The sequence below is a fragment of the Leifsonia sp. 2TAF2 genome (genome assembly GCF_052115085.1).
Classification (GTDB): Bacteria; Actinomycetota; Actinomycetes; order Actinomycetales; family Microbacteriaceae; genus Leifsonia.
The window spans coordinates 891,293-915,276 of record NZ_JBFRFY010000001.1 but is presented as its reverse complement, the minus strand read 5'-3'; the positions used below and the strand labels follow the sequence as shown (position 1 = coordinate 915,276).

At 69.6% G+C, this 23,984-nt stretch carries 25 protein-coding genes and 1 tRNA gene; 16 read left to right on the top strand and 10 right to left on the bottom strand.

What is annotated here, in order from left to right:
* Nucleotides 1-50 precede the first annotated feature (50 nt).
* The 3 genes from ygfZ to AB4Z18_RS04405 all read right to left on the bottom strand — a co-directional run bounded on the left by ygfZ (nt 51) and on the right by AB4Z18_RS04405 (nt 2,322).
* Nucleotides 51-1,196 carry a CAF17-like 4Fe-4S cluster assembly/insertion protein YgfZ gene (ygfZ, locus tag AB4Z18_RS04415; RefSeq protein WP_441781482.1) on the bottom strand — a complete coding sequence of 382 codons (1,146 nt, stop codon included), beginning with the start codon at nt 1,194-1,196 and terminating at the stop codon, nt 51-53.
* A gap of 16 nt (nt 1,197-1,212) precedes the next feature.
* The gene (locus AB4Z18_RS04410) at nt 1,213-1,809 is read right to left on the bottom strand and encodes an FABP family protein (RefSeq protein ID WP_441781481.1); all 597 of its coding nucleotides are present in this window, start codon (nt 1,807-1,809) and stop codon (nt 1,213-1,215) included.
* Between the two features lie 162 nt (nt 1,810-1,971).
* Nucleotides 1,972-2,322: a hypothetical protein gene (locus tag AB4Z18_RS04405; protein WP_441781480.1), complete on the bottom strand. Its 351-nt coding sequence runs from the start codon at nt 2,320-2,322 to the stop codon at nt 1,972-1,974.
* Between the two features lie 96 nt (nt 2,323-2,418).
* On the opposite strand from AB4Z18_RS04405, the gene AB4Z18_RS04400 reads away from it, so the two are divergent.
* From AB4Z18_RS04400 to AB4Z18_RS04345, 12 genes are all read left to right on the top strand, one after another.
* On the top strand, nt 2,419-3,168 hold the full coding sequence (locus AB4Z18_RS04400; RefSeq protein ID WP_441781479.1) for a response regulator transcription factor: 750 nt from the start codon (nt 2,419-2,421) through the stop codon (nt 3,166-3,168).
* Nucleotides 3,137-4,039 (top strand): mycothiol synthase, encoded by a 903-nt coding sequence (mshD, locus tag AB4Z18_RS04395; protein ID WP_441781478.1) that lies wholly within the window; start codon nt 3,137-3,139, stop codon nt 4,037-4,039. The genes AB4Z18_RS04400 and mshD overlap by 32 nt, the downstream gene beginning before the upstream one ends.
* Nucleotides 4,040-4,135: 96 nt before the next feature.
* Nucleotides 4,136-6,346, top strand: coding sequence for an RNA degradosome polyphosphate kinase (locus AB4Z18_RS04390; RefSeq protein WP_441781477.1), 2,211 nt, complete (start codon nt 4,136-4,138; stop codon nt 6,344-6,346).
* A complete protein-coding gene (locus AB4Z18_RS04385; RefSeq protein ID WP_441781476.1) occupies nt 6,343-7,281 on the top strand; it encodes an NUDIX hydrolase in 939 nt (312 codons plus the stop codon). The genes AB4Z18_RS04390 and AB4Z18_RS04385 overlap by 4 nt, the downstream gene beginning before the upstream one ends.
* A 100-nt stretch (nt 7,282-7,381) precedes the next feature.
* A complete protein-coding gene (locus AB4Z18_RS04380) occupies nt 7,382-8,161 on the top strand; it encodes a hypothetical protein (protein WP_441781475.1) in 780 nt (259 codons plus the stop codon).
* Nucleotides 8,162-8,247: 86 nt separating this feature from the next.
* Entirely contained in the window at nt 8,248-9,123 is an 876-nt protein-coding gene (locus tag AB4Z18_RS04375) for a L,D-transpeptidase (protein WP_441782971.1), read from the top strand.
* 153 nt (nt 9,124-9,276) lie between these two features.
* Nucleotides 9,277-10,371, top strand: coding sequence for a phosphate ABC transporter substrate-binding protein PstS (pstS, locus tag AB4Z18_RS04370; protein ID WP_441781474.1), 1,095 nt, complete (start codon nt 9,277-9,279; stop codon nt 10,369-10,371).
* Nucleotides 10,372-10,470: 99 nt separating this feature from the next.
* Complete coding sequence (gene pstC / locus AB4Z18_RS04365; RefSeq protein ID WP_441781473.1) at nt 10,471-11,418, top strand: phosphate ABC transporter permease subunit PstC; 948 nt, start codon at nt 10,471-10,473, stop codon at nt 11,416-11,418.
* Nucleotides 11,418-12,512, top strand: a complete 1,095-nt coding sequence (pstA, locus tag AB4Z18_RS04360) for a phosphate ABC transporter permease PstA (protein WP_441781472.1) — start codon at nt 11,418-11,420, stop codon at nt 12,510-12,512. The genes pstC and pstA overlap by 1 nt, the downstream gene beginning before the upstream one ends.
* A 41-nt stretch (nt 12,513-12,553) precedes the next feature.
* A complete protein-coding gene (gene pstB / locus AB4Z18_RS04355) occupies nt 12,554-13,333 on the top strand; it encodes a phosphate ABC transporter ATP-binding protein PstB (RefSeq protein ID WP_441781471.1) in 780 nt (259 codons plus the stop codon).
* Nucleotides 13,334-13,427: 94 nt separating this feature from the next.
* On the top strand, nt 13,428-14,831 hold the full coding sequence (locus AB4Z18_RS04350) for a DUF1254 domain-containing protein (protein WP_441781470.1): 1,404 nt from the start codon (nt 13,428-13,430) through the stop codon (nt 14,829-14,831).
* Between the two features lie 2 nt (nt 14,832-14,833).
* Nucleotides 14,834-15,502, top strand: coding sequence for a GAP family protein (locus AB4Z18_RS04345; protein ID WP_441781469.1), 669 nt, complete (start codon nt 14,834-14,836; stop codon nt 15,500-15,502).
* Between the two features lie 33 nt (nt 15,503-15,535).
* On the opposite strand, the gene AB4Z18_RS04340 is transcribed toward AB4Z18_RS04345, so the two are convergent.
* From AB4Z18_RS04340 to AB4Z18_RS04330, 3 genes are all read right to left on the bottom strand, one after another.
* Nucleotides 15,536-16,273: an anti-sigma factor gene (locus tag AB4Z18_RS04340; protein ID WP_441781468.1), complete on the bottom strand. Its 738-nt coding sequence runs from the start codon at nt 16,271-16,273 to the stop codon at nt 15,536-15,538.
* Nucleotides 16,270-16,830: an ECF RNA polymerase sigma factor SigK gene (gene sigK, locus AB4Z18_RS04335; RefSeq protein ID WP_441781467.1), complete on the bottom strand. Its 561-nt coding sequence runs from the start codon at nt 16,828-16,830 to the stop codon at nt 16,270-16,272. Before sigK ends, AB4Z18_RS04340 begins: the two co-directional genes overlap by 4 nt.
* Before the next feature lie 245 nt (nt 16,831-17,075).
* Entirely contained in the window at nt 17,076-17,705 is a 630-nt protein-coding gene (locus tag AB4Z18_RS04330; RefSeq protein ID WP_441781466.1) for a DNA-directed RNA polymerase subunit beta, read from the bottom strand.
* Nucleotides 17,706-17,761: 56 nt separating this feature from the next.
* Between AB4Z18_RS04330 and AB4Z18_RS04325 the strand changes: the two genes are divergently transcribed.
* Nucleotides 17,762-17,834: transfer RNA gene (locus AB4Z18_RS04325), tRNA-Lys, on the top strand.
* Nucleotides 17,835-17,945: 111 nt separating this feature from the next.
* Here AB4Z18_RS04325 and AB4Z18_RS04320 read toward each other — a convergent pair.
* Nucleotides 17,946-19,223 carry a chloride channel protein gene (locus AB4Z18_RS04320; protein ID WP_441781465.1) on the bottom strand — a complete coding sequence of 426 codons (1,278 nt, stop codon included), beginning with the start codon at nt 19,221-19,223 and terminating at the stop codon, nt 17,946-17,948.
* A gap of 84 nt (nt 19,224-19,307) precedes the next feature.
* On the opposite strand from AB4Z18_RS04320, the gene AB4Z18_RS04315 reads away from it, so the two are divergent.
* Nucleotides 19,308-19,880, top strand: a complete 573-nt coding sequence (locus AB4Z18_RS04315) for a transporter (RefSeq protein ID WP_441781464.1) — start codon at nt 19,308-19,310, stop codon at nt 19,878-19,880.
* Between the two features lie 16 nt (nt 19,881-19,896).
* Here the strand turns inward: AB4Z18_RS04315 and AB4Z18_RS04310 are convergent, their stop codons facing one another.
* Nucleotides 19,897-20,508: a DUF4232 domain-containing protein gene (locus AB4Z18_RS04310; RefSeq protein WP_441781463.1), complete on the bottom strand. Its 612-nt coding sequence runs from the start codon at nt 20,506-20,508 to the stop codon at nt 19,897-19,899.
* 70 nt (nt 20,509-20,578) lie between these two features.
* On the opposite strand from AB4Z18_RS04310, the gene AB4Z18_RS04305 reads away from it, so the two are divergent.
* Nucleotides 20,579-21,673, top strand: a complete 1,095-nt coding sequence (locus tag AB4Z18_RS04305; protein ID WP_441781462.1) for a calcium:proton antiporter — start codon at nt 20,579-20,581, stop codon at nt 21,671-21,673.
* Nucleotides 21,674-21,688: 15 nt separating this feature from the next.
* Here the strand turns inward: AB4Z18_RS04305 and AB4Z18_RS04300 are convergent, their stop codons facing one another.
* Nucleotides 21,689-22,267: a TetR/AcrR family transcriptional regulator gene (locus tag AB4Z18_RS04300; protein ID WP_441781461.1), complete on the bottom strand. Its 579-nt coding sequence runs from the start codon at nt 22,265-22,267 to the stop codon at nt 21,689-21,691.
* Between the two features lie 92 nt (nt 22,268-22,359).
* On the opposite strand from AB4Z18_RS04300, the gene AB4Z18_RS04295 reads away from it, so the two are divergent.
* On the top strand, nt 22,360-23,064 hold the full coding sequence (locus AB4Z18_RS04295; RefSeq protein WP_441781460.1) for an SDR family oxidoreductase: 705 nt from the start codon (nt 22,360-22,362) through the stop codon (nt 23,062-23,064).
* Here AB4Z18_RS04295 and AB4Z18_RS04290 read toward each other — a convergent pair.
* Entirely contained in the window at nt 23,043-23,978 is a 936-nt protein-coding gene (locus AB4Z18_RS04290) for an aldose 1-epimerase family protein (RefSeq protein ID WP_441781459.1), read from the bottom strand. The two genes, AB4Z18_RS04295 and AB4Z18_RS04290, sit on opposite strands and share 22 nt — an antisense overlap.
* Nucleotides 23,979-23,984: the final 6 nt, after the last annotated feature.

Genomic DNA, 23,984 nt, shown 5'->3' with positions numbered 1-23,984 from the left:
ACTCGACTGCCAAGCGGCAAGCGAAATCCAGCGGCCCAGCGGGAAGCAGGCTAAGCGCGCGGCGTACGCGTGACCGCGCCGAGGCGAGGGATGCGAGGGATGTGCGCCTCCGCACCGGCCTCCGGCGGCACCACGATCTCCTGCGCCGCCGCGACAGCCGTGCCATCCGCATCCACGATCAAAGTCGCGGCCGGGTCGGTGGACCTCTTCACCACGGCCAGCGCGATCGGCCCCAACTCGTAGTGCAGACCGGCCGAGGTGACGGCCCCCACCTCACGTCCGTCGAGCGTCACGACAGCTCCCGGCGAGGGATGCACCCCCTCCGACCCGTCGAGGTGCAGCATGACCAGCCGGCGCGGCGGATGCCCGAGGTTGTGCACCTTGGCGACGGTCTCCTGCCCGCGGTAGCAGCCCTTGCTGAGGTGGACGGCCGTGCGCAGCCAGTCCAGCTCGTGCGGGATCGTGCGCTCGTCCACCTCGGTCGAGAACCGCGGACGCCACGCGGCGATCCGGAGGGCGTCGGCCGCAAGCGTGCCGGCGACCGAGAGCTCGCCGGACTGCACCCGGCCGACCAGCGAGGGGAGGGCGTCCCGCGGGACGAGGCGCTCGCTCCACGACCAGCCCGCGCCGGGATGGTCCCCGACGGCGTACTGGTGGCCTCCGGGGGCAACCGCCCGCCACGGGTCGTGCCAGATGAGCGGCACTGCGTTCGGCGCGGCGATCGGCAGCGGCGGATCGCCGAGCGTGCCGATCGTGGCGAGCTCCGCCGTGCGGTCGGCTAGCTCGACCCGCAGCATGAAACGCATGCGGTCGAGCCACGCCAGCAGGCCCTCGGCCTCGGGGCGGTCGACCAGCATCCACAGCGTCTCGCCGTCATCGAGCAGCCGGACGGCATGCTCGACGCGGCCCGTCACATCCAGCAGCAGGGTCTCGGACGACTCCCCCGGCCGCAGCCCGGTCAGCGCCTGGCTGGTGAGCGAGTTGAGCCAGCTGAGCCGGTCGGGGCCCTGGATGGTGAGCACCGCACGGTCGGACAGGTCGACGATCGCATCGCCCTCGGTCAGCGCCCGCTGTTCGGACAGGGGGCTGCCGTAGTGGGCCGGAACGCCGTTGCCCTCCGTGTCGACCGCGCCGGGAAGGTCGAGGAACGGCGAGCGCGCCGCCGTGTCCGTGTGTCCGTCCGTGTGAGCGTCCATCAGGCCGCCGTCTCCTTCAGTCGACTTTGGCGAGCCGCGCGGACGCGTGCGTCCGCAGCTCCTGGCCGAGCGCGGCGATGTCCCACGCCCACAGCAGGTGTCCCTCGACCAGGCCGTACAGGCGGGTCGCCGCCGTGTACTCCTTGGCGCCGGCCGTCCGCAGCACGGCGTCTGTGGCGAGGTCGATGCGCGGACCGGCCACCTGGCCGAGGTAGAGCTCGCTCACGCCGTCCGGGTGAATGATCGACACGTCGATGTCGAAAGCGCCGTTCGAGTTGCGCAGCGCTTCGACGGACTGCGCGGTGCTGAACGGCCGCACACCGGTGCCCGGGAGCATGGCCGGGCCGGCATCCCCCTCCACCAGCTTGCGGTGCAGGCGCCAGTAGCCGGTCTCGGCGGCGAGCGGAGTGCTCTGTTCGTCGAGCACCCACGAGCTGGCCGAATAGTTCAGGTAGCCGAGCCCGTCATGGCTGAAGCTGATGCGCTGGCCGAACTCCAGCTGTGTGTGCTCCTCGTCGATGGCGTAGTCGAGCACGCCGGTCCCCTCCCAGACCCCGATGAGCCAGGAAAGAGGAACCAGCTCGGCGGGGAGGTCGGTGGGGATCTCGATCATGACCCGGACCTCGACGCTCAGCGCTGACCGCGGAAGAGGTTGTAGACGACCAGCCCCGAGACGCCGAGGATGGCGAGAGTTGCCAGGCCCAGAAGGCCGACGAAGAAGAGTTCGAGAGCGACCAGCATGAGTCCAGTCTAACCAGGCAGAACCGACATCCGGTCAGGATGCGACGTCGATGAGAGCCAACACGCCGCCGATGAGACCGAGGACGACGAAACTGCCGGCGAAGGTCACCGCCAGACGGTCGATGAACCCGTCCTTCTGCTGCGTCGCCAGCTGGGCCACGAAGCCGAGCAGCACGCACACGGCGAGCCCCAGCGAGATCCAGGAGGCGTACCCCGCGGGCTGCGAGAGCACACCGATGAGGATGCCGAAGACGACGGCGACCAGCCAGACCGAACCGATGCTGACGACGCTCGCCCACAGCGGCAGCGGCGGCTGCGCGGGCCCCGCCGCCGCGGCCGGGCCCATCACGTGCGGGGTCGGAGTGTCCGGAGTGTCGTCGCTCACGCCTCCATTCTGCCCCGGCTCGGCCGTGTGAAGGCTGCGGGAAGAGCGGGCGGCCGTTTCCGGTAGCATTACGGCACGAACGGTGAGGAGGAATGAGTGGCGCAACTTCTGATCCTCACTTCCGCGCCCTCGTCGTCCGCTCCCCGCACTCCGGGGTCCCCCGCTTCCTCCGCCGATTCCGGGCCGGGCGCAGAAGTACTGCCGTCCCTCGCACTGCTCAGCCACCGCGTCCGCCAGATCCCCGCCGAGCCGGCCTCCCTCGTCAACGCCCCCAGCTGCGACCTGATCTTCGTGGATGCGCGACGCGACCTGGCCAGCGCCAAATCGCTCTGCAAGATCCTCACCACGACCGGTGTCACCGTCCCCCTCCTCCTGGTGCTCACCGAGGGCGGGCTCACCGCCGTCAGCGCCGACTGGGGCGTCAGCGACGTCGTGCTCGACAACGCCGGGCCGGCAGAGCTGGATGCGCGCATCCGGCTGGCCATCGGCCGCCAGACGCAGGAGCACTCGCAGTCCAAGATCCAGGCGTCGGGCATCACCATCGACGAGGCGAGCTACTCGGCCAAGGCGCACGGCCGCCAGCTCGACCTCACGTTCAAAGAGTTCGAGCTGCTGCGGTTCTTCGCGACGCATCCCTCACGTGTGTTCACTCGGGAGCAGCTGCTCAGCGAGGTCTGGGGCTACGACTACTTCGGCGGCACCCGCACGGTCGACGTTCATGTGCGGCGCCTCCGGGCGAAGCTCGGCGACCTCGAGTCGCTGATCGGCACGGTGCGCAACGTCGGCTACCGGTTCAACGTCTACGAGGAGGAGAATGACCGCCTCCCTACGTCTGTCCGTCCCTGACCTAGCCGATCCGCAGCAGCGGGAGGCGTTCTTCGGCGTCGCCGCTGCGGCCTCCGAGGAGGACGGCGCCGACGCCTTCAACGAACAGGCGCGGCTCGACCTCCATGCCGGACGCCGCTCTCCCGTCGTCGCGACCGCGACGGGCGGCGCGGGCGACGGCCGGATCGTCGCGGCCGCGGCACTCGGGCGGGGCGAGCTCGACCTGGTCGTCGATCCCCTCTTCCGCGGCCTCGGGTTCGGCGAGGCGATGCTGGACGGAGTGCTCGCGACCGCGAAGGGCACGCTCTCCGCGTGGTCGCACGGCGACCATCCCGCCGCTGCCCGGCTCGCCGAGCGGTTCGGGTTCGAGCCCGTCCGCCGGCTGCTGCGGCTGACGGCGCCGATCGCTCCGGACGTCGCGTCGGCCGACGAAGTGCCCGCTCCGTTCACGCTGTCCGCCTTCCGGCCCGGCGTCGACGAGGAGGAGTGGGTGGAGCTGAACGCCACGGTCTTCTCCTCGCATCCCGAGCAGGGTTCGCTCACCGTGGCGGATCTGCGGGACCGGATGGCCGAGCCGTGGTTCGACGCCGCCGACCTGCTCGTGCTGCGCGATGGGGACGGACGCATGGTCGGATTCGACTGGCTCAAGGTGGAGGGCGGCGCGGCCGAGGTCTACGTGCTCGGCGTCGATCCGCGGCTGGCCGGGCGAGGGCTGGGGCGTTCGCTGCTGCGGGCGGGATTCGCCCGGCTCTCCGACCGTGGCGCCGACCGAGTGGACCTGTACGTCGAGGGCGACAACACCACCGCGCTTGCGCTGTACCGCTCGGCCGGGTTCATGGACGACACCGTCGATGTGCAGTACCGCCGGGAAGGGCGGGCGCAGGCGACCTGACCGTCCTGAGCTGCGCACATTTCTCCACAGGCGCCGTTTATCCACCGTTTACGTCCGGCCGTCCCTGCCAGGTGTCGGCGGTGACATGATGGGTGGATGGACGAGCGCACGACTCTGGAGAACGGCCTTCTCGACACGGGGCTGGGCGGGAGCCTGGGCAGCGATTTCGACGACGACTTCGCTCCCTTCATCTACGAGCCCGACCCGACGCTTCCGGACAACCGGTACCTCGACCGCGAACTGAGCTGGCTGGCGTTCAACCAGCGGGTGCTCGAGCTCGCGGAGGATCCGCTGCTGCCGGTCCTCGAGCGAGCCAACTTCCTCGCGATCTTCGCCAGCAACCTCGACGAGTTCTTCATGGTCCGGGTCGCAGGACTCAAGCGGCGCATCGCCACCGGCCTCGCGGTTCCGACCAACGTCGGCCGCGCTCCGCAGGAGGTGCTCGCCGACATCTCCGAGAAGGTGCACGAGCTCCAGTTGCGTCACGCCCGCGCCTACCACGACCTGGTGCTCCCGGCACTTCTCGAAGCGGGCATCTCGGTGGTCACCTACGACGGCCTCGACGACGCCGACAAGCTCCAGCTCCGCGAGATCTTCTCGCAGCAGATCTTCCCGGTGCTGATGCCGCTCGCTGTCGACCCGGCGCATCCGTTCCCGTACATTTCCGGCCTCTCGCTCAACCTGTCGGTGCGCGTGCGCAACTCGCGCACAGGCAAGGAACAGTTCGCCCGGCTCAAGGTGCCGCAGATGCTGCCGCGTTTCGTCCGCATCGACCAGCGCGAGACCGTCGGCCAGGTGCGTTTCATCACGCTCGAGGAGCTCATCGCCAACCACTTGGGCGACCTCTTCCCCGGCATGGAGATCCTCGACCACCACGTCTTCCGCGTCACCCGCAACGAAGACGTCGAGATCGACGAGGACGAGACCGAGAACCTCATCCAGGCGCTCGAGCGCGAACTGCTGCGCCGGCGCTTCGGGCCGCCCATCCGGCTCGAAGTGACCGACGACATGGATCCGGTGACCCTCGGGCTGCTGGTGCGCGAGCTGGATGTGACCGAGCAGGAGGTCTACCGCCTCCCCGCGCCGCTCGACCTCGGTGGTCTGTTCGACCTGGCCAAGATCGACCGGCCCGACCTCCACTACCCGAATCACGTGCCGACCACCCCGGCGCAGCTGATGCCGAGCGAACCGAACGCCAAGCCCGACATCTTCGCGGCGATCTCGCGGCAGGACGTCCTGGTCCACCACCCGTACGAGTCGTTCGCGACCAGCGTGCAGGCGTTCCTCGAGCAGGCCGCCGCCGACCCGCACGTCCTCGCCATCAAGCAGACGCTGTACCGCACCTCGGGCGACAGCCCGATCGTCGAAGCCCTGATCGACGCCGCCGAGGCGGGCAAGCAGGTGCTGGCCCTGGTTGAGATCAAGGCCCGTTTCGACGAGCAGAACAACATCTCCTGGGCCCGCAAGCTCGAGAAGGCCGGCGTTCACGTCGTGTACGGGCTGGTCGGGCTGAAGACCCACTGCAAGCTCGCCCTGGTCATCCGAGAGGAGAAGGGCGTTCTGAGGAGCTACAGCCACATCGGAACGGGCAACTACAACCCGAAGACGTCACGCATCTACGAAGACCTGGGACTCTTCACCGACGACGACCAGGTCGGCAAAGACCTGACGCGCCTCTTCAACGAGCTCTCCGGCTACGCCATCGAGAAGAAGTTCAAGCGGCTGCTCGTCGCTCCCTTGCACCTGCGCAAGGGACTCCTGAAGCGCATCGAGACCGAGCGGGCAAACGCCGAAGCGGGGCGTCCGTCCGGCATCAAGATCAAGCTGAACTCCATCGTCGACGAGGCCATCATCGACGCGCTGTACCGTGCCAGCAACGCCGGTGTGCCCGTCGACCTCTGGGTCCGCGGCATCTGCGGCGTCGTCCCGGGGCGCGAGGGGCTGTCCGAGAACATCAGGGTGCGCTCCGTGCTCGGCCGCTACCTGGAGCACTCCCGCGTCTTCGCGTTCGTCAACGGCGGTGAGCCGCAGGTCTACATCGGCAGCGCCGACATGATGCACCGCAACCTCGACCGCCGGGTCGAGGCCCTGGTGCGGCTGACCGACCCCGACCACCTGCGCGAGCTGGAGGACCTCTTCGCCCTCGCGTTCGACGAGCGGACCGCCACCTGGCGCCTCGACCAGGATGGTGTCTGGACGAGGCATCACCTCGACAAGGATGGCAAGCCGCTGGCCGACCTGCAGAGCAAGCTCATCCAGCAGTACAGCCACCGTCCGCGCAGCACCCGTACGGGAACGAGGCGGTGAGCCCGGCCATCTACGCCGCGGGCGCCCTCTGCTGGCGGGTCGTGGAGGACCGCATCGTGGTGCTCGTGGTACACCGCACCAAGTACGGCGACGTCACCATCCCCAAGGGCAAGGTCGACCCCGGCGAGACGCTGCCGCAGACGGCCGTCCGCGAGATCCTCGAAGAGACGGGGCTCAGGATCGGCCTGGGCGTCCCTCTCGGCGTCTCGACGTATGCGCTCGGGAGCGGCCGCGACAAGATCGTCCACTTCTGGGCCGCCGAAGTGTCCGACAAGGCCATCGAGCGGTCGACGTTCGTCCCCAACAGCGAGATCGCCGCCATCGAGTGGGTCACGATCAAGAAGGCCCGCGGCTACCTGACCTACGAGCGCGACGTCGAGATCCTGGATGCCTTCGACGGTCTCGTCCACCAGGGGATCACCTCGACGTTCGCCCTCATCGCGCTCCGGCACGGGAAGGCAGCGCCGCGTGACCGGTGGGACGGCTCCGACGCCGCCCGGCCCCTCACCGAGCGCGGCGTGAAGCAGGCCGCCGCCGATGTCGGCACCCTGCAGGCGTGGCGTCCCAAGCGGATCGTGACGAGCGACGCCGTCCGCTGTGTCACCACCGTCGCCCCGCTCGCGGCGGCGACAGGCATCAAGCCGCACCGCGACCACGGCATCAGCCAGGAGGCCTACGAAGAGGGCCAAGGGGATGTACGCGGCGTCGTCGGCAAGCGCATCCGATCGCGGAAGACGGCGGTGCTGTGCAGCCATGGGCCTGTGCTCCCCGAGATCATGCGCGAGATCGCCCTTGCCACCGGAACCATGCCGGGCGCCTACCTGAACGATGCGGCAGATCTCGACACCGGTGGCTTCTCGGTGGTGCATCTCTCGGCCACGAATCCCGCCTCGGGCATCGTGTCGATAGAGACGTACGCCCCCGCAGAGACATGACGGTATTGACCGCAATTATGAAACATCGGTGAGTCTGAGATTTCACTCTGGTAGCGTCGGCGCGTGCCGCTCCGGCACGTCACAGAACCAGAGGAATTGAATGACCAGCTCAACGCGCATCCGTTTCGGCGCACTGGCCGCAGCCGCAGCCGTCGTCGCCGGCGGCTTCTTCGCCGCCGCCCCCGCCAACGCCGCCACCGGCACCATCACCATCGCGAACACCACCTTCACCGAGGGCGACTGGGGCACCGGCCTCGACGTCACCGGGAGTGGCTTCACGGCGGACGCTGTGGTCACGATCACGGTGGCCGACTCCAGCCCGGCGACGCTCGACTCGCACCAGGTGACCGCCGACGCGACCGGCGCCTTCCACGAGGTCTACGTACCCACCGGCGCGCTGGCACCTTCCCTCGGCTCCACCGTCTCCGTCACGGCGACCAGCGACCAGGGCGACACCGCGAACGAGGTTCCGCTTGCCCTGCTGCTCCCCAAGGGCATCGCGTCCAGCGTCTCCACCATCTCCACTGCCGACCTCACGAACAAGGACAAGGGCATCGCGATCCTGGCCACCGGGTACACCCCTGGCGAGACCGTGACCGCGACAGTCGACTACAACGGTTCCACGCTGGACGCCGGCACCTACACGGCCTCCGCCGAAGGCGCGGTGCTCTTCCGCGTCTGGCTGGCGAGCGGCGACGCGGTGGCGGGCACCTTCACGGTCACCGTGACCGGCGAGACGTCCACGGTCACGCAGTCCGTCGACATCCAGGTGACCGGCGACGACCTCGTCGTCGGCGGTCCGCCGGCCGTCGAGGGTTCGACGACCGCTCCGGCCTCCGTGCCGGCACAGGCGACCAAGCTCCCCGTCGTCAGCGGCTGACACCCTTCCGGCGACGCGGCGGCGTGGACCTCGGTCCGCGCCGCCGCGTCGTAGCATCCGATCTCTTCCCTCTACCCGTGAGACCCATGCCGAATCGCCGCATCCTTCCCGCCCTCCTCGCCTCTCTGTCTGCCGTCGCGCTCGTGGCCGCCCTCTCCGCCTGTAGCACCGGTGCGCCCGCCCCGACCTCTCGCGCCTCCAGCACAGACGGCCCCACGGCGGATGCGGGCCCCGCACTCCCGCCCGCGCTGCCGGGAGACGACCTCGCCGCGCTCCCGGCCACGACGTACGACGCCGTCATCCCCGGTCTCCTCGTGGCGCCGGCAGACCCACGCATCCGCGCGGCGGCCCGGGTCGCGTTCGACACCGCCGCCTACGCCGCCGACTTCACGACGCCCGTCGCGCGCATCCCGGCCACCGACTTCCTCGGGCAGCCGACGGTCATCGTGCCGGTTCAGACCAGAGGCCGGTGGTCTCTCGTTCTCACTCCTTCCCGCCAGCAGCTCCCGTCGAAGTCGACCGAAGCCGCCCCCGCTGCCGCCCAAAGTGCCGCCTGGGTCCTCACCCAGTCGCTGCTCCCCGCGGGGCCCCTGACGAAGCGGATCGTGATCTCGACGTCGAAGCAGACCCTCAGCATCCTCAACGACAAGGGCGCGAGTCTCCAGAGCTTCCCTGTCGGCATCGGCACGAGCACGACGCCCACTCCGACCGGGACCGGATACCTCCAGGCGCGCTACCTCGACCCTGCGCAGGGCCAGGGCGAGCACCGCATCCAGCTCACCTCGCTGCACGCGACGGCGGCGGACGAGCCCTACGGCGGTTCCGACGGCGGCCTGATCGGCATCCACTTCCAGACGACGGCGACCGGCGCCGTGTCTCACGGCTGTGTGCGGCTCTCCGCCGAAGCCATTGCCGCGGTCGACGCCCTGCCGCTCGGAACAGCGGTGCAGATCACGGGGTGATCCGCGGATTCACAGGACCACAGGGCCAAGAGAACACCCCGCGTTAACCTTCCGTTTACCGCTGCGGGGGACTCTGGACAGACACCGGGAATAGCGTCTCACGCGGGTCGCACCGACCCCGTCCTGTTGTTACTGATCCCCGAAGGGACAACTGTGAAACTCAAGCGCATCGGCGCTCCCGTGGCGCTCCTCGCCGCAGCCGCCATCTCCCTCACCGCGTGCGCGGCGAACGAGGGCAGCACGCCGTCGACCACGACGGCCAAGGCCTCGAACCTGTCCGGAACGCTGAACGGCATCGGCTCGTCCGCACAGGGCGCGGCGCAGACCGTGTGGGCGGCCGGCTTCCAGGAGGCGAACCCCAAGGCCACCATCAACTACGACCCGCAGGGCTCCGGCGCCGGACGCAAGAGCTTCATCGCGGGTGCGGCCGACTTCGCAGGCTCCGACGCCGCGCTGAAGGACGAGGAGCTCGCCTCCACGTTCGCCGGTTGCGCCGCGGGCAGCAAGGGCATCGACCTCCCCGTCTACATCTCCCCGATCGCGATCGCGTACAACGTGGACGGCGTGAAGGACCTCAAGCTCGACGCCGCGACCATCGCGGGCATCTTCTCGGGCAAGATCACCACCTGGGACGACGCGAAGATCAAGGGCCAGAACTCGGGCGCGACGCTCCCGTCGGCTCCGATCACGGTCGTGCACCGCTCCGACGACTCGGGCACCACGCAGAACTTCACCGAGTACCTCGCGGCGAACGCGCCCGACGTCTGGACGGCTCCGGCCTCGCAGACCTTCCCGTTCCAGGTAGGTGACGCGGCCAAGGGCACCTCGGGTGTCGCGGACGCTACCAAGAACGCGAAGAACGCGATCACGTACATCGACGAGTCGGGCTCGGCGGGCCTCAGCATCGCCCAGCTCAAGGTCGGCGACAACTACGAGAAGATCAGCGCCGACGGTGCTGCCGCCGTGGTCGCCGCCTCCCCGATCGCCGACGGCCGCGAGGCCAACGACCTGGCCATCAAGATCGACCGTAAGGACACCTCGAAGGGCGCCTGGCCGCTCGTCCTGGTCTCCTACGTGATCGCGTGCCAGGAGTACAAGGACGCCACCAAGGCGGACCTGGTGAAGGGCTACGTCGACTACATCATCTCCAGCGACGCCCAGAAGGCCGCCGCGGAGCAGGCCGGCTCGGCCCCGCTGTCGAGCGACCTGGCGGACAAGGTCTCGAAGGCCACCGCCAGCATCAAGTAACACCGGACCGCTCGGCCTGGGCTGCACTCGCTGCCCGGGCCGAGCGGCGCTTCCGTCCTCAGCCTCCCCCCAGGCGCACCCGATGAGAGAAAGCACTAAATGACCGCCGGAACCGCAGGAGCCATCAGGCCGAAGGCGAAGATCCGCCTCGGCGACCGGGTCTTCTCCAGCAGCACGATCGTCGCAGGGTCCCTGATCCTCGCCACCCTGGCCGCCGTGGCGCTGTTCCTGGTCGTCCAGAGCATCCCGGCCCTGTTCGCCCACGCGGGCGAGCTCCCCAACAACGCCACCAACTTCTGGTCATGGGTGTGGCCGCTGGTCTTCGGCACGATCTGGGCGGCGCTGATCGCCCTCCTGATCGCGACACCGCTCTCCATCGGCATCGCCCTCTTCATCTCGCACTACGCGCCCCGCCGGGTCGCCGCGGCGCTCGGTTACATCATCGACCTGCTCGCGGCCGTCCCCTCGGTCGTCTTCGGCCTGTGGGGCATCGCGACCCTGGCCTCGTTCGTCCAGCCGTTCTACGTCTGGCTCGGCGAGAACCTGGGCTGGATCCCGCTGTTCGCGCCCCCGGTCTCCGGCACCGGCCGCACCATCCTCACCGCGGGTCTCGTGCTCGCCGTGATGGTGATCCCGATCATGACCGCCATCTGCCGTGAGATCTTCCTGCAGACGCCGCGTCTCCACGAGGAGGCCGCACTCGCCCTCGGCGCGACCCGTTGGGAGATGGTCAAGATGGCCGTGCTCCCCTTCGCGCGCAGCGGCATCATCTCCGCGATCATGCTCGGCCTCGGTCGTGCCCTCGGCGAGACGCTCGCCATCGCGATGGTCCTCTCCCCCGCACTCATCGTGAAGTTCGCGGTGCTGCAGGCGCAGAGCCCGAACACGATCGCCGCGAACATCGCCCTCCAGTTCCCGGAGGCGACCGGCATCAGCGTCAACGCGCTCATCGCCTCGGGTCTCGTGCTGTTCGTGGTGACCCTGCTCATCAACATGCTCGCCCGCTACATCGTCAGCCGCCGCAAGGCCTTCTCAGGAGCGAACTGATGGCCACCACGACCGCCGGCGCCCCGCCGCGTCCCCTCGCCAACTCCTACACCGCCGGAAAGCTGCCCGGCTGGGCTCCGTGGACGATGCTCGTCGCATCCTGGATCATCTTCGGCGCCGTCTTCGCCATGCTGGCCGCGAGCGGGGCCACCAAGGACTTCAACATCGTGGGTGCCGTGTTCTTCGGAACCGTGTTCTTCGACGTCGCGATCTATACGACGTCTCTGCTGATCGAGGGCTCGCGCAAGGCGGCGGACCGGCTGGTCACCTCGCTCGTCGCCACCGCCTTCATCATCGCGCTGCTCCCACTGATCTCCCTCGGCTGGACCGTCATCGCGCAGGGCCTCGCCCGCTTCGACGTAGCGTTCTTCTCGGAGTCGATGCGCAACGTGATCGGCGCGGGCGGCGGCGCACTGCACGCCATCACCGGGACGCTCGTCATCACCCTCCTGACCGCCGTCATCTCGGTACCGATCGGCCTGCTGACCTCCATCTACCTGGTGGAGTACGGGCGCGGGATGCTCGCCCGCGGCATCACCTTCTTCGTCGACGTCATGACCGGCATCCCCTCGATCGTCGCCGGCCTGTTCGCCTACGCGCTGTTCGCTCTGATCTTCGGTCCGGCGGTCCGCAACGGCTTCATGGGCGCCATCGCGCTCTCCGTGCTGATGATCCCGGTCGTGGTCCGCTCGAGCGAGGAGATCCTGCGGATCGTCCCGAACGAGCTGCGCGAGGCGTCGCTCGCCCTCGGCGTCCCGAAGTGGCTGACGGTCCTGAAGGTCGTGCTGCCGACCTCCATCGCGGGTCTCGTCACCGGCGTGATGCTCGCCATCGCCCGCGTGATCGGCGAGACGGCCCCGCTCCTGATCGTCGCCGGTTTCACGACCAGCATGAACTACGACCCCTTCAACGACCGGATGATGACCCTCCCGGTGTTCGTGTACACCCAGTACACGCAGGCGGCCGGGCTGCACGCGCAGGCCTCCATCGACCGCGCGTGGACGGGCGCCCTCGCCCTCATCATCATCGTGATGCTGCTCAACCTGGCCGGCCGCATCATCGCCAAGGTCTTCGCCCCCAAGTACGGCCGCTGACCGCGTCCGCCACCCGAAAAGTCAAGGATTCAAGGAATAACGTGTCCAAGCGCATCGAAGTCAACGACCTCAACGTGTACTACGGCAACTTCCGCGCCGTCGAGGGCGTGTCGCTCACCATCGAGCCTCGCACCGTCACGGCCTTCATCGGCCCGTCGGGCTGCGGCAAGTCGACGTTCCTCCGCACCCTGAACCGTATGCACGAGGTCATCCCCGGCGCATACGTCGAGGGTGAGGTTCTGATCGACGGCAACAACCTGTACGGCACGGGTGTCGACCCAGTGCTCGTGCGCCGCCAGGTGGGGATGGTGTTCCAGCGCCCGAACCCGTTCCCGACCATGAGCATCCGCGACAACGTGCTCGCCGGCGTGAAGCTCAACAACCGCCGGATGTCGAAGAGCGATGCGGACGACCTCGTCGAGAAGTCGCTGCAGGGCGCGAACTTGTGGAACGAGGTCAAGGATCGCCTGGCCCTTCCCGGCTCGGGGCTCTCGGGCGGCCAGCAGCAGCGTCTGTGCATCGCGCGCGCCATCGCGGTCTCCCCCGACGTGCTGCTGATGGACGAGCCGTGCTCCGCCCTCGACCCGATCTCGACCCTCGCGATCGAGGACCTGATCGAGGAGCTGAAGAACGACTACACGATCGTGATCGTCACTCACAACATGCAGCAGGCGTCGCGCGTCTCCGACCGCACCGCCTTCTTCAACATCGCGGGCACCGGCAAGCCGGGCAAGCTGATCGAGTACAACGACACGAACCAGATCTTCTCGAACCCGACCGTCCAGGCCACCGAGGACTACGTCTCCGGCCGCTTCGGTTGATCCGCGATTCCGGCCGTCCGGCCGGGTAATTCCCGCAGGTCGTTGTTATGCACCCCGCTGATCGATAGCGTGAGCCCATCGGGGAGGGGTCACCATGGGGATGGACGCACAGGGTCTGCCGGGCGAGCTCGCGGGGGTCGTGATGGACGGCGAGCTGCCCGCTCGCAGTTCGCTGCCCGTGATCTTCGACGAGCTGGACTACCAACTGGCCTGCCAGGCGTATCTGTGGGCCCTGCCACTCGTGTCGTTCGCCGAGTGGCAGAACCAGAACCGCGAGGTGCTCGGCGCGACATCGAGCGATCTGGTACGCTACGTCACCTACCGCGACCGCCTGGGAATCATCACCGCAAACGCGACGACCCCGTACATCCTCAGCTTCGTCGACCTCAGCGAGACCGGACCGTTGGTCGTGGATCTTCCGCCCGGTCCGACGGCCGGCGGTGTCAGTGATTTCTGGCAGCGTGAGATCGCGGCGATGGGCGAATTGGGCCCGGACCACGGCGAGGGCGGCAGGTACCTGATCCTGGCTCCCGGCATGGATGCGCCTTCCGATCTCCCCGACGACTACCGAGTACTGACCGCGACCGGGGTGAACATCCTGCTGGGCTTCCGCACCCTCGACCCCGACCCTGTGCGGGCCGAGGCACTGGTGGCCGCCCTCCGGGTCTTCCCCTACAGCCAGCGGGATGCGCCACCGCCGACCCGCCTCCTCTCGCCCGAGGGACGGGCGTGGTCAGGTGTCCAGCCTCGAGGACTGGCGTATTGGAAGCGACTGCACGCGATCTACCAGGACGAGATCGTCGACGAGCGCGACCGCTTCTATCTGGCGATGCTGAAGCAGTTGGGTATCGAGAAGGGCAAGCCGTTCGAACCGGATGAGCGTCTTACGCGCATCCTCGAGCAGGGCGCTGCTGCCGGGGAGCTGATGGCGCAGGCCAACACGTTCGCGAAGCGTTTCGACCAGGGCACGTACTGGCCCGACCGCGTGTGGGAGCTCGCGATCGTGCTCGACAACTCCGCTCAGCGCGGCGACGACTACGACGAACTCCTGGAGCGCGCATCGTGGTTCTACGAGGCCGTCACGTTCTCCGAGGCGATGAAGAGCCGGACACCCGGAGCCGGACAGGCCTACCTCGGCTCGTACACCGACAGTGACGGCGACTGGCTTGACGGCGGCCGGAACTACACGCTGCACGTGCCCGCCGACGTGCCGGCGAAGCTGTTCTGGTCCGCCACGGTCTACGATGCGGCATCTCGCTGCCTGATCGACAACGAGCAGCAGCGCGGCGACCGGGGTTCCCGTGACACGGACGTGGTCGTGAACGACGACGGCTCGGTCGACCTGTTCTTCGGGCCGGAAGCCCCGGAGGCGGGAGAGTCGAACTGGGTGCAGACCATCCCGGGCGCGCACTGGTTCTCCTACTTCCGCTTCTACGGTCCCCTCGAACCGTACTTCGACCGCAGCTGGAAGCTCGGCGACATCACGAAGGCCGCCTGAGCATGGGCAGCGTGATCGGGGACATCCTTCCCCTCGCCATCGGGATCGCGATCAGCCCCATCCCGATCATCGCCGCGATCCTCATGCTGCTGTCGCCGAAAGCGCGCGGCACGAGCGTCGGCTTCCTGATCGGCTGGGTCCTGGGCATCGTGGTCGCGGTCGTCGTGTTCACGCTGCTGTCGTCGATCATTCCGCAGGACAGCGGCGGCTCGAAGCCGATCGCCGGCGTCATCAAGATCCTGCTGGGCCTCGGACTGCTGTTCCTCGCGTTCCGGCAGTGGCGAGGGCGGCCCGCTGCGGGCGTCGAACCGGCCATGCCGAAGTGGATGTCGGCCATCGACACGATGACCGCGGCGCGCGGACTCGTGCTCGGGTTCCTGCTCTCGGCGCTGAACCCGAAGAACCTGCTGATGGGGATAGCCGCGGGCGTCGCCGTCGGGTCCGGCGGGCTCACCGTCGGAGAGTCGGCCGTCGTGATCGTCGTCTACACGATCATTGCGTCCATCACCGTCGCCGGCCCGGTGATCGCCTACCTCGTCGCATCCACGCGGATGGTCGGGCCGCTCGAATCCCTGCGCGGCTGGTTGCTGCACAACAACGCGACCGTCATGGCGGTGCTGCTGCTCGTGATCGGCGTCGTCGTCATCGGCAAGGGCATCGGCAGCTTCTAGGCGAGCTTGCCGGGCCTCGGCTGGCCTGGGCGACTAGGAGGCGATGGTGACGACCGGCTGCGTGGTCGGCTGATCGGAACCGCCGCGCGGTTCGACCGTGACCCCGACCGTGTCCCCCGCGGCCATGTCGCCGGCGAGGACGCGCCAGGTCGACCCGGAGCCCTCCGGGGTCATGGTGCCGGCCGGGATCGCCTTGCCGTCGCGCATGTACCAGAGCTCGTAGGTCTTGTCGTTCGGCAGGGACGGCAGGTCGTTCGCGACGAGCGCTGAGCGCCCCAGCTCACCGGACCAGACCAGAGTGGCGGTTCCTCCGCCCTCGACCGAGGCCGTCGCGCGCTGGGCGTCGGGTGCCGCGTTGATCTCGGCGAGCGCGGACGCCTGCTGCGCCTGATAGGAGTTGTTTCCGGAGAGCGTGGAACCGACGAAGGCGCCGCCGATGAACAGCACGACCGCGGCGGCCGCGGCGGCGAGGATGAGTCCGGGGCGCTGAAACCAGCGGCGCTGGGCGGTGCGCTCGGCGGGTCCCGCGGGTGCGGCCGGCGCGGCGGGCGCGGCGGGCGCGGCATCCTGAGCGGGGAGTTGCGGCGTGCTCGCCAGCCGGGCGAACAGCGCCGCTTTCAGCTCCGGGCGTGGCTCGACGGGGTCGGCGGCGAGAGCCAGCTCGGCGGCGACGTCCTCGAAGGCGCCAGCTTCCTGGTCGTCGTCCGCACCCAGGCGGTAGCCGAGGCGCGCACCGTCGCGGTGGTCGTCGCGGTCGTCCTCGTAGCTCATGTCGTCACCCCCAGTTCCTCTCGCAGCCGTATCATCGCATCGCGCAGCCGAGTCTTGGCTGTGCCGAGCGGGATGCCCAGTTCGGCCGCCACTTCCGACTGGCTGAGCCCGCCGTAGTACGCGAGGGTGACGGCCCGTCGCTGCGGCTCACTCAGTTTCGCCATGGCCACCTCCACCCTCTCGTGCTCGACCCGCACCTCGACCGTCTCGGCCACCTGGTCGTACGCGGTCGGCAGGTCCCGGATGCCGATCGCGGTGTCCCGGTCGCGCGACGCCTGCGAGGCGCGGATCCGGTCCACCGCGCGCCGGTGTGCCATCGTCAGGATCCACGTCTGCGCTCGACCTTTATTCGGATCGAACCGCGCAGCGGATTGCCACGCCTCCAGGAACACTTCCTGGGCGACCTCCTCCGACTGAGCACTGTCGATGAGGAGCCGGCGAATGAGCCCGAGGACGCGCGAGGCGGTCAGATCGTAGAAGCGCGAGAAGGCGTCCTGGTCGCCGGACGCCGTGCGGATGAGGAGCGCGTCGAGGTCGGCCGCAGGGGCGTCGTCCACGTCGTCTCCGCTTCTCGTCCGGTCCGTCAGCGGTGAATGCTGCCTCTAACAGGCTGCCTCTGACAGAAAGTGCCGGGCCGCAGAACGCCTCTCGGCGCGAGGCCGCTCGAAGCGGCTAGTTTTGGAGCCCGGGGTTACTGCGGCCCGGCGACATCCAGTGTACAGGAGCGGTTCTGCCGTCGTCCGGCGTGGCGTTCGCGGCCCGAGAACGCGGATCCCGTCGGAGGGGTTGACCGCTCGCCTCGTCAGTCGAGCGAGTCGGACCGCCACAGCCGGGCGCATGCCGTCAACTCCTCAGCCGTGCGGGTGAAGCGCAGGGCGCGCGTCGTCAGCTCGCTGGCGCGCTCCGGGTCGAGCACGTCCCGATCGTCGGCGACGGATGCGGCACCCGCCGCGGCGACGCGGCAGAACGCCGCAGCGCGGTCCAGCGCGACGGCGAAGTCGCCCTCGAACAGCCCACGCAGGATGCGGTCCGCAAGCTCGGTGATTTCGGTCGGCCCCGTCGGATTCGGCGCCCCCGCGACGACGACGTCGATCGACCCGAGCACCTCGGTTCCCCGCTGGTAGAGGTACGCGGTGCCCTCCGCATCCTGCCGGATCAGCAGACGCAGCAGGTAGATTCGCCACAGGGCGCCCGGCAGCGTGCGCGGGTTGGACCGCGACCACAGCTCGGCGAGCGCGTCGATGCCATGCGCGTCGGTGAACGCGACCAGCCGGTCCACCACCTCCGGGTCGGGCTTCTCGCGCACTCGGGCGAGCAGCGCCCGCGCCGTCTCGTGCGCGACGCGGCTGATCTGCGCGGGATCCTCGCCGCCCATGAAGGCCTCGAACATCCCGCTCGTGAACAACGCCGGCTTGTGGAAGCGGTCAGACATCCCCCTATTCTGCCCCTGCGACGCGACCGGGTGAATCCACGCTAGATTGGAGGCGAGGGCCTGTAGCTCAGTTGGCAGAGCATCGGACTTTTAATCCGCGGGTCGTGGGTTCGAGCCCCACCGGGCCCACCCTCTTCGCCCGCCCGAGGTGCTCGTCGTTGCGGAGCCACACGGCGTGTCGGGCGCATCTGCGAGCACCTCACGGCACGCCTGGGGCGGCGGCGGCGGCGCGGGGCGCGCTCACGCCACGCCGGTGACGCGCGCTCGCTCGAGGAGGTAGCCGACGGCGACCGCACCCGCGATGCACAGCATGAGGGGGACGAGCAGGTCGGGGCCCTGGTTGGTGAACTCAATCGTGAGGAGCAGCGCCGTGATCGGCGCGCGCATGGTGACGGCCAGGAAGGCCGCCGCGCCGATCAGGGCGAAGGCGGGGAGTTCGGCGCCCGGCCAGAGGAGGTTCCAGGCGGCCCCGCCGGCAAGTCCGAGGCCTGCGCCGATGGCGAGCGACGGGGTCAGGGTTCCGCCGGCCGCGCCTGAGCCGATGGTGCCGAGCGTCGCCGCGGCCTTGACGAGGGTGGTGATCAGGATGAGCAGCACCGGGAGGGAGGCGGCGAACGCCAGCTGGCCGAGGGCGCGGCCGTTCCCCAGGATGGCCGGCAGCCAGAGGGACGCGATCCCCACGGCGATGAACGTCAGCGGCATCGCGATGAGGATGCCCCACGACGCCGGCCGGTGGGCCTGCGCGAACCGGGCGGCGCGGACGAACGCGACGGCGGCGAACCCGATCAGCGGACCGGCCAGCACCGACCAGACCACGACGGTCGCCGTGAGGTGCATCGGGGGCAGCGCGTACAGCGGGTTCGCGGGCACCCAGATCCGCGCGACCAGGGCGGCGACGGCGGACGCGGCGAACGCCGGCAGCACGGTCGCGAAGCTGATCTCTGCGAGCAGGATCTCGATGGCGAAGACCGCGCCACCGAACGGGACGTTGTAGACCGCCGCGAGTCCGGCGCCCGCCCCGCAGGCGACGAGGATGCGACGCTCGCGCGCCGAGAGACCGGCCCGCTCCGCAAGCCAGCCGGCCCAGAGGGCGCCCACCTCGCGCGGCGCGACTTCCCGGCCGATGGAGGCGCCGAGACCGACGATGATGACCTGCAGCGCGGCGTTCAACAGCGTGACCAGGGCGGGCATCCGCCGACCGTTCACCGACTGCTCCACCGAGACCACGGCGTGGGACGGCGAGCGCCTCCCCCAGCGCCGCAACGCCCACCAGCCGACACCGCCGAGCACACCGGCGATGGCGAGCGCCACCACGCGGTTGAGCGGGGGCGCATTGAGCAGCCCCTCGAAGAAGTCGCCCTCGGAGTAGCCGAACGCGAGGTGCTGGAGGGCGTGCAGCCCGAGGTACACCAGGCCGCCGCCGACGCCCGCGCCGGCACCGACGAGCGCGGTCACCACGACGAGGCGGACGACCCACTGCGGCGTCGCCGAGCCGGGCGCGAAGCGGGCGGAGGGCACGAGCCCAGCGTAACGGCGTCGCCGGGTGGCAACCGTCCGGAATCCCGCAACGAACCGTTCACCGGCCGCCGCTAGCCTGACGACGTGTCCATCACCCGTGACGGGATCCCCGAGCTCGCGCTCGATCCGGCGCGCCCGGAATCCGACGAGCGGCCGTCACGACTTCCGTCCGGGCGCGTCAGTGTCCGGGTGATGACTCTTCTGATGATCCACCGGCTGTGGCCGGCGTTGACCGCGCTCGCGCTCGGCTGCCTGACGGCGGTCGTGATCCTGGCCCTCGCGCTGCAGACCGAATTCCCGCTCTTCTCGGAGGCGTCTGCGGCACGCGGACGCGACTGCGCGACCATTCGCAGTGCTCGGCACGCACTGGACCGCCAGCTGGAGGTAGAGCTGGCTGCGCTGAGCGCGCATCCGATCGAAGCGGGGCAGGGCGTCCAGGATGCGGTGGCAGGGTTCCACGCGGCGACCCGCGACCTCGGCACGCCCTCAGTGGCCAGGGCCCTCGGTGACGTCGACCGGCGGCTCGATGCTCTGACGAGCGCGGTCAACGGGACGGGGACGGACTCCGCCGGCGCGGACACCGCCGCGGAGATCGCGCGGGCCAACGGCGAGGTGCAGGTCTCCTGGGAGGGCGCGATCGCGCGCGTGTGCTCCTGAAGCCAGCGGCGACAGGTCAGCCCGCGACCAGCGCGCCCACGGTCAGCAGCGAGACCGACTCCGAGGTGCAGGCCGTCACGCCCGCATCCTTCACGAACAGCGACTCCGTCGAACCGGGCGGGTAGACGCGGAAGCCGTCGGCCGGCTTCGGCTTGCAGTCCGCCTCCGGGTAGTTCAGCGCCTGCGTGATCTTCAGCGGCGCCTGGGCGGTTCCGCCGGGCTGCAGCACGACCGTGGGATGCGGCGTGCTGCGGTCGAGCTCGGCCGCGGCACCCAGCTGCGTGCCGTTGCCATCGCCCACGAGGGACACGCCCGGCCAGCCCTGGAGCGAGCACTCCTTCGAGCCGTTGTTGGTCAGCACGATGGTCACCTCGACACTGCCGGCCGCTCCCCCGCCGCCCTTGCCGATGGTCCCGGAGAGGTCGCCCGTGTCGCACTGCCCGTCGATCGGCACGGCGGTCGTTGTGGATGTCGGCCGCGGGGACGACGACGCGGAGCCCGACGCCGACGGCGATGCGCTGTCGGTGGTGGGCGCCGAGTTGGGCGTGCCGCATCCCACCATCGCGAGCGCGAGCGAGAGAGCGACGACGGCGGGGCCTGCGACGCGGAGCGTCCTCATCCTGGTCATGGCTCCATCCAACAGGCCGGGCCGCGCAAAATCCTGCGACCCGCCGAAGCGCGGCTGGCAGGATGGACGCATGAAGGCGATCGGATCCTGGCTGGCACGGTGGTGGACGATCGGGGTGCCGGCCATCGGCGTGGTGGTGCTGATCGCGTTCTGGACGGTGGAGCTGAGCCCCGTCGCCGTCGGCTTCATCGCGGTGGTGCTGGCGGGCACCGTGCTCGCGGCCGTGCAGCACGCGGAGGTCGTCGCCCACCGGGTCGGCGAGCCGTTCGGCTCCCTCGTACTGGCAGTGGCGGTGACCGTCATCGAGGTGGCGCTGATCGTCACCCTCATGACGACGGGCAAGGATTCGCCCGAACTTGCCCGGGACACCGTCTTCTCCGCCGTGATGATCACGATGAACGGAATCGTGGGGCTGTCGCTGCTGTTGGCCGCCTCCCGGCACCAGTCCACGAAGTTCAACGCGGAGGGCAGCGGCGCGGCCCTCGCGACCGTGGCGGCGCTCGCGACTTTGACCATGGTGCTGCCCAGCTTCACCTCCACGCCCGGGCCGGTCTTCTCGGCGCCGCAACTGGTGTTCGCGGCAATCGCCTCCCTCGCCCTGTATGGGATGTTCGTCTTCACCCAGACGGTCGCCCACCGCGACTTCTTCCTTCCGGTGGGGAGCAAAGGCCTGCCGCTGCCGGAGGACGAGCACGCCGACGCGCCCACGACGCGGACCGCCTGGATCAGCCTGGGCCTGCTCCTCGTCTCCCTCGTCGCGGTCGTCGGACTGGCGAAGCTGGAGTCGACCCCGATTGAACGCGCGGTGACCGGGCTCGGCCTCCCGCAGTCCTTCGTCGGTGTGGTGATCGCGCTGCTGGTGCTGCTGCCGGAAGGCATCGCGGCATCCAAGGCGGCGATCCGCAACCGCACCCAGACGAGCCTCAATCTGGCGCTGGGCTCGGCGATGGCGAGCATCGGCCTGACGATCCCGGCGATCGCGGTCGCCTCGATCTGGCTCCCGACCGCGCTTCACCTGGGGCTCGGCGCGAGTCAGATCGTGCTCCTGGTGCTGACGGTGCTCGTCAGTACCCTGACCATCGTGCAGGGACGAGCGGTGCGGCTGCAGGGCGGCATCCACCTGGTGCTGTTCGCCGCGTTCATCTTCCTGTCGATCGCGCCGTAGGCCGGCCCGGCGGGTTCAGGCGTGCGCGACCGCCGCGTCGAACAGCTGCTCGGCCGCGAGGCGTGCCGCCTCCGGTGTCCCCCCGCGCATGGCGGCACTCGCGGACGCACCGTCGAACAGCAGGGTGAGCTGGATGGCGAGGATGTGCGCATCCACGGCGCCCGCGGCGACCGCCTGGCGCTCGAAGTAGGCGGTCAGCTCCTCCTTGAAGTGGCGGGCGACAACGGCGGCGGGATGCTCGCGGTCGCGCAGCTCGGTGGCCACGTTGACGAAGGGGCAGCCGAAGAACTCGGCGACCTGGGCCGCCTCGTGCAGCGCCTCGAAGACGTGGAGCGTGCGCTCGCGCGGAGTGCCCTCATCGTCTGCGGCGAAGTACCCCGCGACCACGCGCGGCCCGTACTCGCTCAGCATGGCGGCGACGATGTCGTCCTTGCCGTCGAAGTGCTGGTAGATCGAGCGCTTCGAGACCTCCGCCTCCTGCGCGAGGCGATCCACTCCGACCGCGTTGACGCCCTCTCGGACGAACAGCTCGGCCGCCGCAGCGAGCACGCGCTCGCGGGGCTTCGGCCTGGGCAGGGTCTGTGGGGTGGTCACGGAGCGATTCTACGGAAGGGGTTGTGAAAAGTAAACCGATCTGTGTACATTGCTCGTACACCGATCGGTGTACTTTTTGGAAGGAATCCCCCATGACCGACATCACCGGACGCGTCGCCCTCGTCACCGGCGCCAACCGCGGCCTCGGCGCCGCCTTCGTCGCCGCTCTCCTGGAGCGCGGAGCGACCAAGGTCTACGCCGCGGCCAGGCGCCCCGAGACCGTCGCGTCCGACGACCCGCGCGTCGTTCCGCTGACGCTCGACGTGACCGACGCGGACAGCATCCGCCGGGCGGCGGAGACCGCTGGCGACGTCAGCATCCTCGTCAACAACGCCGGGATCGCCTCCGGCGAGTCGCTCGTCACCGGCGACTTGGATGCCATCCACCGCGAATTCGACACGAACTTCTGGGGTCCCGTGCTCCTCACCCGCGCCTTCGCCCCGGTGCTCGAAGCGAACGGGGGCGGTGCCATCGTGAACATGCACTCGGCCCTCAGCTGGCTCGCGGTCGGCTCCTACAGCGCGACCAAGGCCGCTCTCTGGTCGGCCAGCAACTCCGCGCGCGTGGAGCTGGCGCCGGCGGGCATCCAGGTCGTCGGCGTGCACGTCGGCTACGTCGACACCGACATGGCGGCCGACGTCTCGGCCGAGAAGGTGCCGCCGCGCCAGGTCGTCGACGAGGCGCTCGACACCGTGGCGGACGGCGGAGCCGAGGCGATCGTCGGCGACACCGCGAAGCACGTCAAGTCGCGGCTGCACGAGGACGTCCGGGCGCTCTACCCCCAGCTCGCCAGGTAGGCCTCGCCGCCGAACCCATCCGGACGGATGCCCCAGCTCACGGTCCAGGTCTCGCCCGGCGCAAGCCAGCGCAGCCCTCTCCCTGAGTTGAAGGCGTCCGCCGGAGCGGTCATCGGCTCGATCGCGAGCGCGACACCGCCCGGCTTCGTGGCGAACGAGCGATGCGTGAACACCTGCACGTAGCGGAAGGCCTCGTCGCCCCACAGCACGACCTGCCGGCCGTCGTCCGCGGCGAGAACATGCTCCACGGGCCCGGCGGGCAGTTCGGCGAAACCGGTGTCGAGGTCGAGGTCGCTGACGCGGCGGCCGCCGGAGAGGTCGAACGGGGTGCCCTCCACCGGGAGCTCGTCGGTGACGTTGCTGCGCGCATCCACCTCGAAACGGGTGCGTGCCGCGACGGTCACCGTCAGCTGCTCGGGCGGCACGTCGGCGATCCGGAGGTAGGGATGCGCCCCCACAGCCACCGGCGCCGCCTCGTCGCCCACGTTCGTCACGACGTGGCTGACCTGCAGCCCTTCGGTGTGCAGTTCGTGCGTCACCGCGGTGTCGAGCAGGAACGGGTACCCCGGCTCCGGGTAGATCGTGGCCGCCTGCGTCACCACCGAGTCGGTGCGCTCCACCAGCTCGTAGGGGCGTCGCCGCAGCAGGCCGTGGATCGCGTTGCGCTTCGCCGGCTCGGTCAGATCGAGCTGCCGCGGCTGGCCCTCGTGCACCCAGCGTCCGTCGGCCACCCGGTTCGGCCACGGGACGAGCACGATTCCGCACGCCGACGGCGGCTGCTCCTCGGCGGGGTAGGGCTCGGTCAGGTCGGATTCGCCGAAACGGAGCGAGCGGATCCCCGCCCCCACCTGCACGATGGTGGCGCTCAGGTCGCCGAAGTCGAGTTCGTACTGTTCACCGGTCGCGGGTCGCATGGAACC